This window comes from Pseudomonas sp. PDM30, assembly GCF_019218985.1.
Classification (GTDB): domain Bacteria; phylum Pseudomonadota; class Gammaproteobacteria; order Pseudomonadales; family Pseudomonadaceae; genus Aquipseudomonas; species Aquipseudomonas jessenii.
The window spans coordinates 1-13688 of sequence record NZ_JAHUWM010000007.1 but is presented as its reverse complement, the minus strand read 5'-3'; the positions used below and the strand labels follow the sequence as shown (position 1 = coordinate 13688).

The 13688-nt window shown below is 56.9% G+C and carries 17 protein-coding genes, 1 tRNA gene and 1 pseudogene; 15 read left to right on the top strand and 4 right to left on the bottom strand.

Going from position 1 to position 13688, the window contains the following annotated elements:
- Positions 1–55: 55 nt before the first annotated feature.
- The 3 genes from rbsK (at position 56) to KW840_RS17420 (ending at position 2446) form a co-directional block, all read left to right on the top strand.
- Positions 56–973, top strand: a complete 918-nt coding sequence (rbsK, locus tag KW840_RS17430) for a ribokinase (RefSeq protein WP_218496532.1) — start codon at positions 56–58, stop codon at positions 971–973.
- Positions 970–1374: a D-ribose pyranase gene (gene rbsD / locus KW840_RS17425; protein ID WP_057715542.1), complete on the top strand. Its 405-nt coding sequence runs from the start codon at positions 970–972 to the stop codon at positions 1372–1374. The genes rbsK and rbsD overlap by 4 nt, the downstream gene beginning before the upstream one ends.
- 103 nt (positions 1375–1477) lie before the next feature.
- Positions 1478–2446, top strand: coding sequence for a nucleoside hydrolase (locus tag KW840_RS17420; protein ID WP_218496862.1), 969 nt, complete (start codon positions 1478–1480; stop codon positions 2444–2446).
- A gap of 33 nt (positions 2447–2479) precedes the next feature.
- Here KW840_RS17420 and KW840_RS17415 read toward each other — a convergent pair whose 3' ends face one another.
- Positions 2480–2692 carry a hypothetical protein gene (locus KW840_RS17415; protein WP_218496531.1) on the bottom strand — a complete coding sequence of 71 codons (213 nt, stop codon included), beginning with the start codon at positions 2690–2692 and terminating at the stop codon, positions 2480–2482.
- Positions 2693–2824: 132 nt separating this feature from the next.
- Between KW840_RS17415 and KW840_RS17410 the strand changes: the two genes are divergently transcribed.
- Positions 2825–3130, top strand: a complete 306-nt coding sequence (locus tag KW840_RS17410) for a hypothetical protein (RefSeq protein ID WP_102668728.1) — start codon at positions 2825–2827, stop codon at positions 3128–3130.
- Positions 3131–3295: 165 nt separating this feature from the next.
- The gene (locus tag KW840_RS17405) at positions 3296–3616 is read left to right on the top strand and encodes an I78 family peptidase inhibitor (protein ID WP_008047240.1); all 321 of its coding nucleotides are present in this window, start codon (positions 3296–3298) and stop codon (positions 3614–3616) included.
- Positions 3617–3686: 70 nt separating this feature from the next.
- Here the strand turns inward: KW840_RS17405 and KW840_RS17400 are convergent, their stop codons facing one another.
- Both KW840_RS17400 and KW840_RS17395 read right to left on the bottom strand, forming a co-directional pair.
- Entirely contained in the window at positions 3687–3899 is a 213-nt protein-coding gene (locus KW840_RS17400; RefSeq protein ID WP_003179963.1) for a cold-shock protein, read from the bottom strand.
- A gap of 292 nt (positions 3900–4191) precedes the next feature.
- A complete protein-coding gene (locus tag KW840_RS17395) occupies positions 4192–4494 on the bottom strand; it encodes a hypothetical protein (RefSeq protein WP_218496530.1) in 303 nt (100 codons plus the stop codon).
- Positions 4495–4869: 375 nt separating this feature from the next.
- Here KW840_RS17395 and thrS point away from each other — a divergent pair, with 375 nt between their 5' ends.
- The 10 genes and pseudogenes from thrS to KW840_RS17345 all read left to right on the top strand — a co-directional run.
- Entirely contained in the window at positions 4870–6792 is a 1923-nt protein-coding gene (gene thrS / locus KW840_RS17390; protein ID WP_090454263.1) for a threonine--tRNA ligase, read from the top strand.
- Positions 6792–7343: a translation initiation factor IF-3 gene (infC, locus tag KW840_RS17385; protein ID WP_172435703.1), complete on the top strand. Its 552-nt coding sequence runs from the start codon at positions 6792–6794 to the stop codon at positions 7341–7343. Before thrS ends, infC begins: the two co-directional genes overlap by 1 nt.
- Positions 7344–7403: 60 nt before the next feature.
- Positions 7404–7598 carry a 50S ribosomal protein L35 gene (gene rpmI / locus KW840_RS17380; RefSeq protein ID WP_002553160.1) on the top strand — a complete coding sequence of 65 codons (195 nt, stop codon included), beginning with the start codon at positions 7404–7406 and terminating at the stop codon, positions 7596–7598.
- A 28-nt stretch (positions 7599–7626) separates the two neighbouring features.
- Positions 7627–7983, top strand: a complete 357-nt coding sequence (gene rplT / locus KW840_RS17375) for a 50S ribosomal protein L20 (protein ID WP_007905879.1) — start codon at positions 7627–7629, stop codon at positions 7981–7983.
- A gap of 109 nt (positions 7984–8092) precedes the next feature.
- Entirely contained in the window at positions 8093–9109 is a 1017-nt protein-coding gene (gene pheS, locus KW840_RS17370; RefSeq protein WP_007975711.1) for a phenylalanine--tRNA ligase subunit alpha, read from the top strand.
- Between the two features lie 26 nt (positions 9110–9135).
- Complete coding sequence (pheT, locus tag KW840_RS17365) at positions 9136–11514, top strand: phenylalanine--tRNA ligase subunit beta (protein WP_218496529.1); 2379 nt, start codon at positions 9136–9138, stop codon at positions 11512–11514.
- Positions 11515–11517: 3 nt separating this feature from the next.
- Positions 11518–11820 carry an integration host factor subunit alpha gene (gene ihfA, locus KW840_RS17360; protein WP_002553164.1) on the top strand — a complete coding sequence of 101 codons (303 nt, stop codon included), beginning with the start codon at positions 11518–11520 and terminating at the stop codon, positions 11818–11820.
- A complete protein-coding gene (locus KW840_RS17355; protein WP_003179985.1) occupies positions 11801–12157 on the top strand; it encodes a MerR family transcriptional regulator in 357 nt (118 codons plus the stop codon). The genes ihfA and KW840_RS17355 overlap by 20 nt, the downstream gene beginning before the upstream one ends.
- 89 nt (positions 12158–12246) lie before the next feature.
- Positions 12247–12323, top strand: a tRNA-Pro gene (locus KW840_RS17350).
- Between the two features lie 410 nt (positions 12324–12733).
- A pseudogene (locus tag KW840_RS17345) lies at positions 12734–13033 on the top strand (tyrosine-type recombinase/integrase); the annotation flags it as partial.
- Positions 13034–13152: 119 nt separating this feature from the next.
- On the opposite strand, the gene KW840_RS28560 reads toward KW840_RS17345, so the two are convergent.
- Entirely contained in the window at positions 13153–13371 is a 219-nt protein-coding gene (locus tag KW840_RS28560) for a hypothetical protein (protein ID WP_223510931.1), read from the bottom strand.
- Between the last annotated feature and the right edge of the window lie 317 nt (positions 13372–13688).

Genomic DNA, 13688 nt, shown 5'->3' with positions numbered 1-13688 from the left:
CAGAAAGCCGCTGAATCAAAAGCGCCGCCGAAACAGAATCGATGAGTAGCAATGTATGTCAGCAAAAGTAGTGGTAATTGGCAGTTTGAACATGGACCTGGTGACCCGGGCCCCGCGCTTGCCCAAGGGCGGTGAAACGCTGATTGGTCAATCGTTTACCACCGTCTCCGGTGGCAAGGGCGCCAATCAGGCCGTGGCTGCGGCGCGGCTGGGAGCCCAGGTGTCGATGATTGGCTGCGTGGGCAATGACGCTTATGGTGAGGCACTGCGCGGGGCGCTGTTGGCCGAGCGGATCGATTGCCGGGCGGTGAGCACCGTTGACGGTTCCAGCGGCGTGGCGTTGATTGTGGTCGACGACAGCAGTCAGAACTCCATCGTGATCGTCCCCGGTGCCAACGGTGCATTGACCGCAGAAACCATTGACCGTTTTGATTCGGTGATACGTGCGGCGGACGTGCTCATCTGTCAGCTGGAAGTGCCCGATGCTTCTGTTGGCCATGCGCTCAAGCGCGGCCGCGAGCTGGGCAAGACAGTCATCCTCAACCCGGCTCCGGCCAGCCGTCCGCTGCCATCGGACTGGTACGCGTCCATCGATTACCTGATTCCCAACGAAAGCGAAGCGTCGGCCCTGAGTGGTCTGTCAGTGGACTCCCTGGACACCGCACAAGCCGCGGCAACCCGCCTGATTGCCCTGGGCGCCGGCAAGGTGATCATCACTCTCGGTGCGCAAGGTTCGCTGTTTGCCGATGGCCAACGCTTCGAACATTTCCCCGCGCCCGTGGTAAAGGCTGTCGATACCACGGCGGCCGGCGATACGTTCGTCGGCGGTTTCGCTGCGGCACTGGCGGCGGGTAACGATGAGGCGCAGGCGATCCGCTTCGGACAGGTGGCCGCGGCGCTGTCGGTCACCCGTGCCGGCGCGCAGCCTTCAATTCCCGCCTTGAGCGATGTACAGGCGTTTAAAACCCCATGAAAAAGACACCCCTGCTCAACATTGCGCTGTCGCGACTGATCGCTTCATTGGGACATGGCGACAGGGTCGTCATCGGGGATGCGGGGCTGCCGGTTCCTCCGGGCGTTGAATTGATCGACCTGGCCCTGACCCATGGCATTCCGGACTTTGTCAGCACCTTGAAGGTCGTGCTCAGTGAAATGCAGGTCGAAAGCCATGTGCTGGCTCAGGAAATCTTCGATAAAAAGCCGTCGGCCCTGGTCACGCTGGAAGCGCTGGATGGCGAAGGCGCGTTGGGTCGGCGTGAGTTGCTCACCCATGAACAATTCAAGGTCCTGAGCCGACAAGCCAGGGCGATTGTTCGTACAGGCGAATGCCAGCCGTACTGCAACATTGTGCTGGTCGCCGGGGTTACGTTTTGACTGGCTGTCCGCGTTTTGATGTCCCTGGCACAAGGCGTGCGCCCCGTATCGCTATGCTCGGAAACTGAACCCACTGCTCCGGAGCCTGCTGCTTTTGACCCTGATGACCGCAACCAACGCCCAGGCGGCACCAAAGATCGACCTGATCATCGACACCGATCCGGGGGCTGACGACGTCGTTGCCCTGTTGTTCGCCCTGGCATCGCCGGACGAACTGAATGTCCGGGCATTGACCACCGTTGCCGGCAACGTTCGCCTGGACAAGACCTCACGCAATGCGCGGCTGGCCCGGGAGTGGGCGGGGCGCGAAGAGGTGCCGGTCTATGCGGGCGCGCCCAGGCCCCTGATGCGCACACCCATCTACGCCGAGGACATTCATGGCAAGGAAGGGTTGTCGGGCATTGACGTGCATGAGCCCAGGAAGGGGCTGGCCAAGGGCAGCGCCATCACCTATCTGATCGATACCTTGAAATCTGCCGAGCCCCACAGCATTACCATCGCCATGCTTGGCCCGCAGACCAACCTGGCCCTGGCGTTGATCCGGGAGCCGGGTATCGTTCAGGGGATCAAGGAAGTGGTGGTCATGGGCGGCGCGCACTTCAATGGCGGCAATATCACGCCGGTGGCCGAGTTCAACCTGTTCGCCGATCCGCAAGCGGCCGAGGTGGTGCTCAACAGTGGCGTGAAGCTGACCTACCTGCCGCTGGATGTGACCCACAAGATCCTTACCAGCGAAGCGCGCCTGAACCAGATTGCCGCGCTGAACAACAACGCCAGTCGTCTGGTGGGCAGTATTCTCAATGAGTACATCAAGGGCGACATGGAACACTACGGCCTTCCGGGCGGCCCGGTGCATGACGCCACGGTTGTCGCTTATCTGCTCAAGCCGCAATTGTTCAGCGGTCGTTCGGTCAACGTGGTGGTCGACAGCCGCGAAGGGCCGACCTTTGGACAAACCATCGTCGACTGGTATGACGGCTTGAAAGCGCCAAAGAACGCCTTCTGGGTAGAAAGCGGCGACGCCCAGGGCTTCTTCGATCTGCTGGCCGAGCGCCTGGCCCGCCTGAAGTAAGCATCATCTCCCGCAGGTGCTTGCCTGCGGGTTTTACTCCCTCGTACTCACCGCTTCGGTCTTTTGGTCCGATAGATGTTTCTCGAAAATCTGCTCGATGAACGATTGGGCGGCTTCGGTTCCAAGGTCCCTGACCAGAAGGTCGATACCGATAATGGCGAGCTCTTCCGTGCTGCTTGGGCTGTAGGAGCTGTGGCCGTCTTGCCACTTGGCCTTGATGTCAGCGTCGATGCTTACGGTGGTCATGATGGCACTCGTGAAGTCGGGGAAGTCTGAGTACCGAGTTAACCATTTTGCGGGGCTTTTGACACGTCGACTTAGGCATGAAAGGAGGGCTGTGCGACACTTGGTCTCTGACGAATATTCAAGGAACGCGCTGTGCAGATCGATTTGAACTCCCCGGATGGCCTGACCCTCGAGGCGGTGCGTCATTTGCTGGCCGGCGCCAGTGACGATGAGCACACCCAGTTGCGGGTCACCAAGGGAGGCATTGCCTACATCTCCTCGGGTGTCGTGGGCGGTACCGATATCGACGGGTTGTTGTTCCGGCTCGAAACCTGGGCCAAGGGCTCCGGTTATGTCGGGCGGGTCGCGGCCAGCGATGAAGTCTGGGTCATGCAAATCTTCAATGCCTTGAAAGAGAACTGGCCCAATCCTCCTTACGACTACATCGACGTCTATTGAGCGTCGTTCATATTCAGTCACGATTCAGTGATTAAGGGCAGGGCGACGCTCAGGCAGAATCGCGGCTCGTCCGGATCATGGGCAGGGTGCCAGTGCTCCCTGTGAAACCAAACGCCAGTCTGGTTGTCGCACGATCTCAGCTTAATCATTGAATAAGGAGGCTTCATGCCTTGGAAGCTCGCGTCATTGGGTACTTTGTTGGCCGTTGCCACGCTGGCCGGTTGCAGCACTCCCTCTACGGAGTCGGCAACAACGGATGTTGCGACGACTGACACGGGTCACAGTCGCTGTGAGGCAAAGGCTGCCGAGTTCACCATCGGCAAACAGGCATCGCCGCAGCTGCTCGAGCAGGCGCGTACCCGCGCCGGGGCGCAAAGTGCACGGTTCCTGCTGCCAACCGATATGGTGACGCTGGAGTACCGTTCCGATCGCCTGAACCTGAACACCGATGCCAGCCGGGTAGTGACCCGCGTCAACTGCGGCTGATCGTTCGACTTTTGTTTCACCCATAAAAAACCCCGTCACATGGACGGGGTTTTTTTAGTGCGCCTGGAAATTACTCTGGGCGGACTTGAGCAGCTTGCATACCCTTTTGGCCTTTCTCAGCCACGAAGGAAACAGTCTGGCCTTCTTTCAGGCTTTTGAAACCGTCGCTTTCGATAGCTTTGAAGTGTACGAACAGGTCGTCACCGCCACCTTGAGGAGTGATGAAGCCGAAGCCTTTTTCATCGTTGAACCATTTAACGGTGCCGGTTTGGCGATTAGACATGGTGTATCTCCAAGAAACATATATTTTCAGTAGTACTGTGCTGCTCAGGCCAACTGGGCACACCCGAGTATCATAGTCGAAATGTTCGGTTTGGGAGCCCCCCGGACGCACTGTTTGCCAATCAGACGTTTTTTCTTTGTATCCTTTAGCGGCTGAAAGCCCCGTTCTATAAGGCTTTCGGCCGAAAGTTAAGGCGATAAAAAAAGCTGAAAAACCTGAATAAATTGTACGAAAGGTCCTGTTTCAGCGGCTTTTTAACAGTGTTTCAGGGGCTGAAAGCATGGGGGCGGGCTTATTTTTGCTCTGTTTTGGTGGCCTTGCAGGCTGCAATTTTGCTCAGTGCCTGCTGCTTCAATGTGTCGCTGGCCGTGTTGTTCATCAGGGCCTGAATGTCGGCGGCAGGGTACGATTTGATGGCATCGGCACCGCAGGCGCAGTGGGATTTTGCTGCCGGCGTACCAATCTTCTCGGCAGCGGCAGGAACGCACTGAGCCATGTATTTCTCTCGTTCGCCTTTTGGCCATTCTGCATGGGCGGCCAGTGGCAGGAGGAGAATGACGGGGGCGACTACGGCGAATAAACGATTCAGACGCATGCTGAGATACTCCTTGTGGGTCAGATATCTTGTTATCTGAGGGCGATAGTGCGCTTCAAGTTCAGCACTCTGGCATAAAAACAGCCAATTTACCCTGCTGCAAAACCTGCGCACCGTGGCAACCGTTCATCTGTGCTAGCATGCGTGGCTCGGGCGTTTGCAGGCTCCGACGGACCTTCAGTCCCGGTGGCGGCAGATGCACGATTAACCCTGATTTGAATCCCAGTCACTCTGGTTCGGTTTTCCGGTTGGCCGCAAGGCTCCTGCCGCTGTAAGGCAGGCGTTCGTCATTGAATGGCCTGGACCGGATCTTGTACTGGCTCATCCCAACCCACGTGACCTTTGGTAGGGGTCACCACTAGGAGAGGAGGCGCCATGCCAACTATTACTCTTCCCGACGGCAGTCAACGTTCATTCGATCATCCGGTTTCCGTAGCCGAGGTCGCCGCATCCATCGGTGCAGGCCTGGCCAAGGCCACCGTTGCCGGCAAGGTCGATGGCAAGCTGGTCGACGCCAGCGACATCATCGACAGCGACGCGTCGCTGCAAATCATCACGCCAAAGGATGAAGAGGGGCTGGAGATCATTCGCCACTCTTGCGCCCACCTGGTTGGCCACGCGGTCAAGCAGTTGTACCCGACCGCCAAAATGGTCATCGGTCCGGTCATCGATGAAGGTTTCTATTACGACATCGCCTTCGAGCGTCCTTTCACTCCGGACGACCTGGCGGCCATCGAACAGCGCATGCAGCAGCTGATCGAGAAAGATTACGACGTGATCAAGAAAGTCACTCCGCGCGCCGAAGTGATCGAAGTGTTCAAGGCCCGTGGCGAAGACTACAAGTTGCGCCTGGTCGAAGACATGCCGAACGAGCAGGCCATGGGCCTGTACTATCACGAAGAATACGTCGACATGTGCCGCGGTCCGCACGTGCCGAACACCCGCTTCCTGAAATCCTTCAAGCTGACCAAGCTGTCCGGTGCCTACTGGCGCGGCGATGCCAAGAACGAGCAATTGCAGCGCGTCTACGGCACCGCATGGGCGGACAAGAAGCAACTGGCGGCTTACATCCAGCGCATTGAAGAAGCCGAAAAGCGCGACCACCGCAAGATCGGCAAGCGCCTGGGCCTGTTCCACACCCAGGAAGAGTCGCCGGGCATGGTGTTCTGGCATCCGAACGGCTGGACTTTGTACCAGGTGCTCGAGCAGTACATGCGCAAGGTTCAGCGTGACAATGGCTACCTGGAAATCAAGACGCCGCAAGTCGTTGACCGCAGCCTGTGGGAGAAATCCGGGCACTGGGCCAACTACGCCGACAACATGTTCACCACCCAGTCGGAAAACCGCGATTACGCGATCAAGCCAATGAACTGCCCTTGCCACGTGCAAGTGTTCAACCAGGGCCTGAAAAGCTACCGCGAACTGCCAATGCGCCTGGCAGAGTTTGGTGCGTGCCACCGTAACGAGCCATCGGGTGCCTTGCACGGCATCATGCGCGTGCGTGCGTTTACTCAGGACGACGCCCACATCTTCTGCACCGAAGAGCAGATGCAGGCCGAATCCGCTGCGTTCATCAAGCTGACCATGGACGTTTACGCCGATTTCGGCTTCAAAGACGTCGAGATGAAGCTGTCCACTCGTCCGGAAAAACGCGTCGGTTCCGACGAGCTTTGGGATCGCGCCGAAGCTGCGCTGGCCGCAGCCCTTGATAGCGCGGGCCTGCCGTACGATCTGCAGCCGGGCGAGGGTGCGTTCTACGGTCCGAAGATCGAATTCTCGTTGAAAGATTGTCTCGGTCGCGTCTGGCAGTGTGGTACCCTGCAGCTCGATTTTAACCTGCCGGTCCGTCTGGGAGCCGAATTCGTCTCCGAAGACAACAGTCGCAAGCACCCGGTGATGTTGCACCGGGCGATCCTGGGGTCCTTCGAGCGTTTCGTCGGAATCCTGATCGAGCACTACGAGGGTGCATTCCCGGCGTGGCTTGCTCCGACCCAGGCAGTGGTGATGAATATCACTGACAAACAGGCTGATTTCGCCGCCGAGGTTGAAAAAACCCTCAACGAAAGCGGATTTCGTGCCAAGTCTGACTTGAGAAATGAAAAAATCGGCTTTAAAATCCGCGAGCATACTTTGCTCAAGGTTCCTTATCTCTTGGTTATCGGAGATCGGGAAGTCGAGATGCAGACTGTCGCTGTGCGTACTCGTGAAGGTGCTGACCTGGGCTCGATGCCCGTCGCCCAGTTCGCTGAGTTCCTCGCGCAAGCGGTTTCCCGGCGTGGTCGCCAAGATTCGGAGTAATTATTATTAAGCGTGAAATGAGACAAGATAAACGAACTGCACCGAAAGCCCCGATCAACGAGAATATCTCGGCACGCGAGGTTCGGTTAATTGGGGCTGAAGGTGAACAGCTCGGGATTGTGTCAATTGAAGACGCGCTTCTTAAGGCTGAAGAGGCCAAGCTGGATCTGGTGGAGATTTCCGCCGATGCAGTACCACCTGTTTGCAAACTGATGGACTACGGCAAATCGATCTTCGAAAAGAAGAAGCAGATTGCTGCGGCCAAGAAAAACCAGAAGCAGATTCAGGTTAAAGAAATCAAGTTTCGTCCAGGGACGGAGGAAGGGGATTACCAGGTAAAACTGCGCAACCTGGTACGTTTCCTGAGTGACGGGGACAGGGCCAAGGTATCCTTGCGATTCCGCGGCCGTGAGATGGCCCACCAGGAGCTGGGGATGGAACTCCTCAAGCGAGTTGAAGGTGACTTGCTCGAGTACGGTTCGGTCGAACAGCATCCTAAGATGGAAGGACGCCAGCTGATCATGGTCATCGCCCCGAAAAAGAAGAAGTAATCAACAGGGCACGGCAGGCCTTCTGATTATGTTTATCAACTGAATGCGGAGTATCCGAACATGCCAAAAATGAAGACCAAAAGTGGTGCTGCTAAGCGGTTTCTGAAAACTGCTAACGGTATCAAGCACAAGCACGCTTTCAAGAGCCACATCCTGACCAAAATGTCGACCAAGCGTAAGCGTCAACTGCGCGGTAGCAGCTTGCTGCATCCGTCTGACGTGGCAAAAGTCGAGCGCATGCTGCGCCTTCGTTAATTTTAGTCAAGAATAGAGGAAGTAACTCATGGCTCGTGTAAAGCGTGGCGTCATTGCCCGTAAGCGTCACAAAAAAATTCTGAAACTTGCTAAAGGCTACTACGGCGCACGCTCCCGCGTATTCCGTGTTGCCAAGCAAGCGGTAATCAAGGCAGGCCAATACGCCTACCGTGACCGTCGTCAGAAAAAACGTCAGTTCCGCGCTCTGTGGATCGCTCGTATCAACGCTGGTGCTCGTATCAACGGTCTGTCCTACAGCCGTTTCATCGCCGGCCTGAAAAAAGCGTCCATCGAGATCGACCGTAAGGTTCTGGCTGATCTGGCAGTGAACGAAAAAGCGGCGTTTGCTGCGATTGTCGAGAAAGCTAAAGCCACCTTGGCTTAAGTACCCCCGACAGTCACCCGGCCTCGCATCTGTGGGGTCAGGTGTTAAACGTCATAAATAGGGGAAGAGCCTTCAAGCTCTTCCCCTATTTTGTATCTGGAGTCTGTACATGGAAAACCTGGATGCGCTCGTCTCTCAAGCTCTAGAGGCTGTGCAAAGCGCTGAAGATATCAATGCCCTGGAGCAAATCCGGGTTCACTACCTTGGCAAGAAGGGTGAATTGACTCAGGTGATGAAGACCCTGGGGAATTTGCCGGCAGAAGAGCGTCCGCAGGTCGGTGCGCTGATCAACGTTGCCAAGGAGCGTGTCACAGAGGTCCTTAATGCGCGCAAGGCATTGTTTGAAGAAGCCGATCTGGCTGCCAAACTCTCCGCCGAGTCCATTGACGTGACCCTGCCTGGCCGTGGTCAGACCTCCGGTGGTCTGCATCCGGTTACCCGTACTCTGGAACGCGTCGAACAGTTCTTCACCCGTATTGGCTACGGCATCGCCGAAGGCCCTGAGGTCGAAGACGACTATCACAACTTCGAAGCGCTCAACATCCCCGGCCACCACCCGGCCCGGTCGATGCATGACACCTTCTATTTCAATGCGAACATGTTGTTGCGCACCCATACCTCGCCGGTACAGGTCCGCACCATGGAGTCGAAACAGCCGCCGATCCGCATCGTCTGCCCAGGCCGTGTATACCGCAGCGACTCCGATATCACCCACTCGCCGATGTTCCACCAGGTCGAAGGCCTGCTGATCGATCGCGACATCAATTTCGCCGACCTCAAAGGCACCATCGAAGAGTTCCTGCGGGTGTTCTTCGAAAAGGAACTGGCGGTGCGTTTCCGTCCTTCGTACTTCCCGTTTACCGAGCCGTCCGCTGAAGTCGACATGGAATGCGTGATGTGCAGCGGTAAAGGCTGCCGCGTCTGCAAGCAGACCGGCTGGCTGGAAGTGATGGGTTGCGGCATGGTTCACCCGAACGTGCTGCGCATGTCCGGGATCGACCCGGAAGAGTTCTCGGGCTTTGCCTTCGGCATGGGCGTAGAGCGTCTGGCCATGCTGCGTTACGGCGTGAACGACTTGCGTCTGTTCTTCGACAACGACTTGCGGTTCCTCGCGCAATTTCGCTAGTCGTAACGAATTCTTAGGAGAGCAGGATGAAATTCAGTGAACAATGGCTGCGTGGCTGGGTTAGCCCGCAGGTAAGTCGCGACGAGCTGGTTGCTCGTCTGTCGATGGCCGGTCTTGAGGTCGATAGCGTTACGCCGGCCGCCGGTGTTTTCAGTGGCGTGGTCGTTGGCGAGGTGCTGAGCACCGAGCAGCACCCAGACGCCGACAAACTGCGCGTGTGCCAGGTCAGCAACGGTTCGGAAACCTTCCAGGTTGTTTGCGGTGCGCCAAACGTGCGCCCGGGCCTGAAGATTCCTTTCGCCATGATCGGCGCCGAGCTGCCAGGCGACTTCAAGATCAAGAAAGCCAAGCTGCGTGGCGTCGAGTCCAACGGCATGCTGTGCTCGCAAACCGAGCTGCAGGTTGGTGAAGGTAATGATGGCCTGATGGAGCTGCCGGCCGATGCGCCGGTGGGCGAGGATTTCCGCGTTTACCTGGACCTGGAAGACGCCAGCATCGAGGTCGATCTGACCCCGAACCGTGGTGACTGCCTGTCCCTGGCCGGTCTGGCCCGTGAAGTGGGTGCCCTGTACGCCGCTGCGGTGGTCCGTCCGGTGGTGGCTTCGGTTCCTGCCGCCCACGACGAAGTGCGCTCGGTAGAAGTGCTGGCGCCCGCCGCGTGCCCGCGTTACCTGGGGCGTGTGATCCGTAACGTCGACCTGTCCAAAGCAACGCCTCTGTGGATGGTCGAGCGTCTGCGTCGTGCCGACGTGCGCAGCATCGACGCTGCCGTCGACATCACCAACTATGTGATGCTGGAACTGGGTCAGCCGCTGCACGCCTTCGATCTCGCCGAAATCAACGGTGGCATCCGTGTGCGCATGGCTGAAGAGGGCGAGAAGCTGGTGCTGCTCGACGGCCAGGAAGTCAGCCTGCGTAGCGATACGCTGGTGATTGCCGACCACTCCCGCGCGCTGGCAATTGCCGGCGTCATGGGGGGCGAGCACAGCGGTGTTTCCGCGACCACACGTGATGTGTTCCTGGAAAGCGCCTTCTTCGATCAGATCGCCGTAGCAGGCAAGGCCCGTTCCTATGGCCTGCACACCGATGCATCCCATCGCTATGAGCGTGGCGTGGACTGGCAGCTGGCCCGCGAAGCCATGGAGCGCGCGACTGGTTTGCTGCTGGAAATCACCGGTGGTGAAGCGGGTCCGATCATCGAGACCGTCAGCGAACAGCACCTGCCGAAAATTGCTCCGATCACCCTGCGTGCCCAGCGTATTACCCAGATGCTGGGTATGGAAATGGATTCGGCCGAGGTGGAGCGTCTGCTCAACGCCTTGGGCCTGACCATTACTGCCGATGGGGCAGGGCAGTGGCGCGTAGAAGTTCCAAGCCATCGCTTCGATATCAGCCTGGAAGTGGACCTGATCGAAGAACTGGCACGCCTGTATGGCTACAACCGTTTGCCGGTTCGTTATCCGCAAGCGCGTCTGGCGCCGCAAGCCAAGGCAGAAGCCCGTAGCGACCTGCCTGAACTGCGGCGCCTGCTGGTTGCCCGTGGATATCAGGAAGCAATTACCTATAGCTTCATCGATCCGAAACAGTTCGAACTGTTTAATCCGGGTGTGGAGCCGTTGCTGCTGGCCAATCCGATCTCCAATGACATGGCTGCCATGCGTTCGTCGCTGTGGCCGGGTCTGGTCAAGGCGCTTCAGCACAACCTGAACCGTCAGCAGGATCGCGTGCGTCTGTTCGAAAGCGGCCTGCGTTTCGTTGGCCAGCTTGAAGGTCTGAAGCAAGAGCCAATGTTGGCGGGTGTCGTTTGCGGTAGTCGCCTGCCGGAAGGCTGGGCGCAGGGTCGCGATACCGTCGACTTCTTTGACGTCAAGGCAGACGTGGAAGCGGTGCTGGGTTTTGCCGGTGCCCTGGATTCGTTCACTTTCGTGCCAGGCAAGCACCCAGCGCTGCACCCGGGTCAAACCGCGCGCATCGAACGTGACGGTCGTCTGGTCGGCTTCATTGGAGCTATCCACCCTGAATTGTCGAAAACCCTCGGTCTCGACTGTCCGGTCTTCGTCTTCGAGTTGGTTCTGGCGGAAGTGGCGTCGGGCAAAATGCCAAAATTCCACGAGTTATCGCGCTTTCCTGAAGTGCGTCGTGACCTTGCACTGATTGCGCACAAAGACGTTGCAGCCACGGCTGTACTGGACGTAATCCGTGAAAATGCAGGCGAATGGCTGACAGACCTCAGGCTATTTGACGTGTATCAGGGTAAAGGCATTGATCCTGATAGAAAAAGCCTCGCAGTCGGCTTGACCTGGCAGCATCCATCGCGCACTCTTAATGACGATGAGGTGAATACCGCAACGCAAAACATCCTCACCTCGCTCGAACAAAGGTTGAACGCCACGTTAAGGAAGTGACGTATGGGGGCTCTGACGAAAGCTGAGATGGCGGAACGTCTGTATGAAGAGCTGGGCCTGAACAAACGGGAGGCCAAGGAATTGGTCGAACTGTTTTTTGAAGAAATCAGGCACGCTCTCGAAGACAACGAACAAGTCAAATTGTCCGGTTTCGGCAATTTCGACCTTCGGGACAAACGCCAGCGGCCTGGCCGCAATCCGAAAACGGGGGAAGAAATCCCGATCACGGCTCGCCGTGTGGTCACCTTTCGTCCAGGGCAGAAGTTGAAGGCCCGAGTTGAGGCTTATGCTGGAACCAAGTCATAACGACGAGCTCCCCGTCATCCCGGGCAAACGCTACTTCACCATTGGTGAAGTCAGCGAGCTGTGTGCGGTAAAACCACACGTGCTGCGCTACTGGGAGCAGGAGTTTCCTCAACTCAACCCTGTCAAACGCCGCGGAAACCGCCGGTATTATCAGCGCCAGGACGTGCTGATGATCCGGCAGATCCGCGCGCTCCTTTACGATCAGGGGTTCACCATCGGCGGAGCGCGCCTGCGTTTGTCCGGTGATGAAGCCAAAGACGACACCACCCAATACAAGCAAATGATCCGCCAGATGATCGCCGAGCTCGAAGATGTTCTGGTGGTACTCAAGAAATAAATTCTCGCTTTTAAATACTTCCAGTTTTCAAAAGCTTGCGATATATTCTTGAGCGTTCCTCGAGATGAGGGATGGGTTTCACGCCTAGTCGGGGCGTAGCGCAGTCCGGTAGCGCACTAGCATGGGGTGCTAGGGGTCGAGTGTTCGAATCACTCCGTCCCGACCATTTATTCTTAAAGAAATCCAGTCACTTAGCGGTGACTGGATTTTTTATGATTTATTGTTTTTGCGCGGAGCTGATTTTTGCCCCACTTTTTGCCCCACTGAGGATTTCGATTATCCGCTGGTCGAGAGGGAGGGGAATTAACGTAGAGTGCTCCAACGCGGGGTGTTCAAGAGCATCGGGTGCGAGGCGTGCACGATTGCATCGTTAATAGGGAGGAACGTTTTCCTCTTCGGGTATGAACCTCCACGTATCCGCCACATATCTCCAAGCAGAGCCCGTAAGAGACTGGCTCTAAATCTCTACCGCGGGTGGCAGTGAGCGCTCTTTCAGGTGGCTGAAGGCATAACGGGTACGCAGGGCAGGGTCATAGGCGGGGAACGGCACGATTGCCCCTGCGCTGATTTCCTGCTCAAAAGTGCCTTCGCGGCGAGGATTTCTTGTGCCCGAGCTGGTTGCACGCCTCAGACCATCTTTCCACCAGACAATACGCTCGAATAGTCAAAGATTGGGTGGCAGCCATTGGCCTTGATCCAACCATGTACGGTACTCACACGCTTCGGAGAACCAAGGCTTCTTTGATCTATCGCAGGGCAAAGAACCTGAGGTCCGTCCAACTCTTACTAGGTCATACGAAGCTTGAAAGCACTGTTAGGTACCTGGGAGTCGAGGTCGATGATGCCTTGGAAATGGCGGAGCAGACGGAAGTCTGACCATTCATTGTGACGGTCGTGCTAGGCCGTCGCTACTCGTTCCACTATCGGTCAAATGTGCCTATAAAATCAGGGACCGATTCAGATCAGAGGGCAGCCTTAGACTGCACTGAGTGATCCTAAGACTGGCGTATCCTCATTATGGAATCTGTGATGGCTTGAGCATTTGTGTCCAGCGTTTCCATGGCCGATATCGCATTAGCGGCAACACTGCCAACCCCATTTTCTAAAAGCCACTTGGTTATTTCTTCTATTGCTGCACCTAGGGCGTGTTGATTGTGGAGTAGCAATGTCAGAGCGTCAGCCGTCGCGATCTTGCAGTCTGAGCTATCTAGCATGACGGTCATCCTTGAGAAATGTTGCCGGAAGCCTAGCTCATCTCACGCTGGCTGAGACTGGTGGCTAATTACCTAGTTCTATCTAGCTGTTTGCATTCAACATTCACCTGAATTGCGCTTGCTCACGCTCCTAATTTTTGACCGGTAGAGGGCGACCTAAAGTTGACTGTGGCGACAGGCAGAAATCGGCCGATTCTGTTGAAAAAGTAGCTCCCCTGTCTGGCCTGCGGCAAAATCTCTGCATTGGCCAGCAGGGAAGCACGCAGCATGATGGGACAGTTATCGAGTGGGCAGGAACGGCTGTTTTACTCGTTCAA

Bases quoted from the DNA above. Each gene is read 5' to 3' on its own strand.
- ihfA (WP_002553164.1), top strand. From the start codon at position 11,518: ATGGGGGCTCTGACGAAAGCTGAGATGGCGGAACGTCTGTATGAAGAG.
- KW840_RS28560 (WP_223510931.1), bottom strand. From the start codon at position 13,371: ATGCTAGATAGCTCAGACTGCAAGATCGCGACGGCTGACGCTCTGACA.
- pheT (WP_218496529.1), top strand. From the start codon at position 9,136: ATGAAATTCAGTGAACAATGGCTGCGTGGCTGGGTTAGCCCGCAGGTA.
- KW840_RS17395 (WP_218496530.1), bottom strand. From the start codon at position 4,494: ATGCGTCTGAATCGTTTATTCGCCGTAGTCGCCCCCGTCATTCTCCTC.
- KW840_RS17420 (WP_218496862.1), top strand. From the start codon at position 1,478: ATGACCGCAACCAACGCCCAGGCGGCACCAAAGATCGACCTGATCATC.
- thrS (WP_090454263.1), top strand. From the start codon at position 4,870: ATGCCAACTATTACTCTTCCCGACGGCAGTCAACGTTCATTCGATCAT.
- pheS (WP_007975711.1), top strand. From the start codon at position 8,093: ATGGAAAACCTGGATGCGCTCGTCTCTCAAGCTCTAGAGGCTGTGCAA.
- KW840_RS17400 (WP_003179963.1), bottom strand. From the start codon at position 3,899: ATGTCTAATCGCCAAACCGGCACCGTTAAATGGTTCAACGATGAAAAA.
- rpmI (WP_002553160.1), top strand. From the start codon at position 7,404: ATGCCAAAAATGAAGACCAAAAGTGGTGCTGCTAAGCGGTTTCTGAAA.
- KW840_RS17415 (WP_218496531.1), bottom strand. From the start codon at position 2,692: ATGACCACCGTAAGCATCGACGCTGACATCAAGGCCAAGTGGCAAGAC.
- KW840_RS17355 (WP_003179985.1), top strand. From the start codon at position 11,801: ATGCTGGAACCAAGTCATAACGACGAGCTCCCCGTCATCCCGGGCAAA.
- rbsK (WP_218496532.1), top strand. From the start codon at position 56: ATGTCAGCAAAAGTAGTGGTAATTGGCAGTTTGAACATGGACCTGGTG.
- rbsD (WP_057715542.1), top strand. From the start codon at position 970: ATGAAAAAGACACCCCTGCTCAACATTGCGCTGTCGCGACTGATCGCT.
- rplT (WP_007905879.1), top strand. From the start codon at position 7,627: ATGGCTCGTGTAAAGCGTGGCGTCATTGCCCGTAAGCGTCACAAAAAA.
- KW840_RS17405 (WP_008047240.1), top strand. From the start codon at position 3,296: ATGCCTTGGAAGCTCGCGTCATTGGGTACTTTGTTGGCCGTTGCCACG.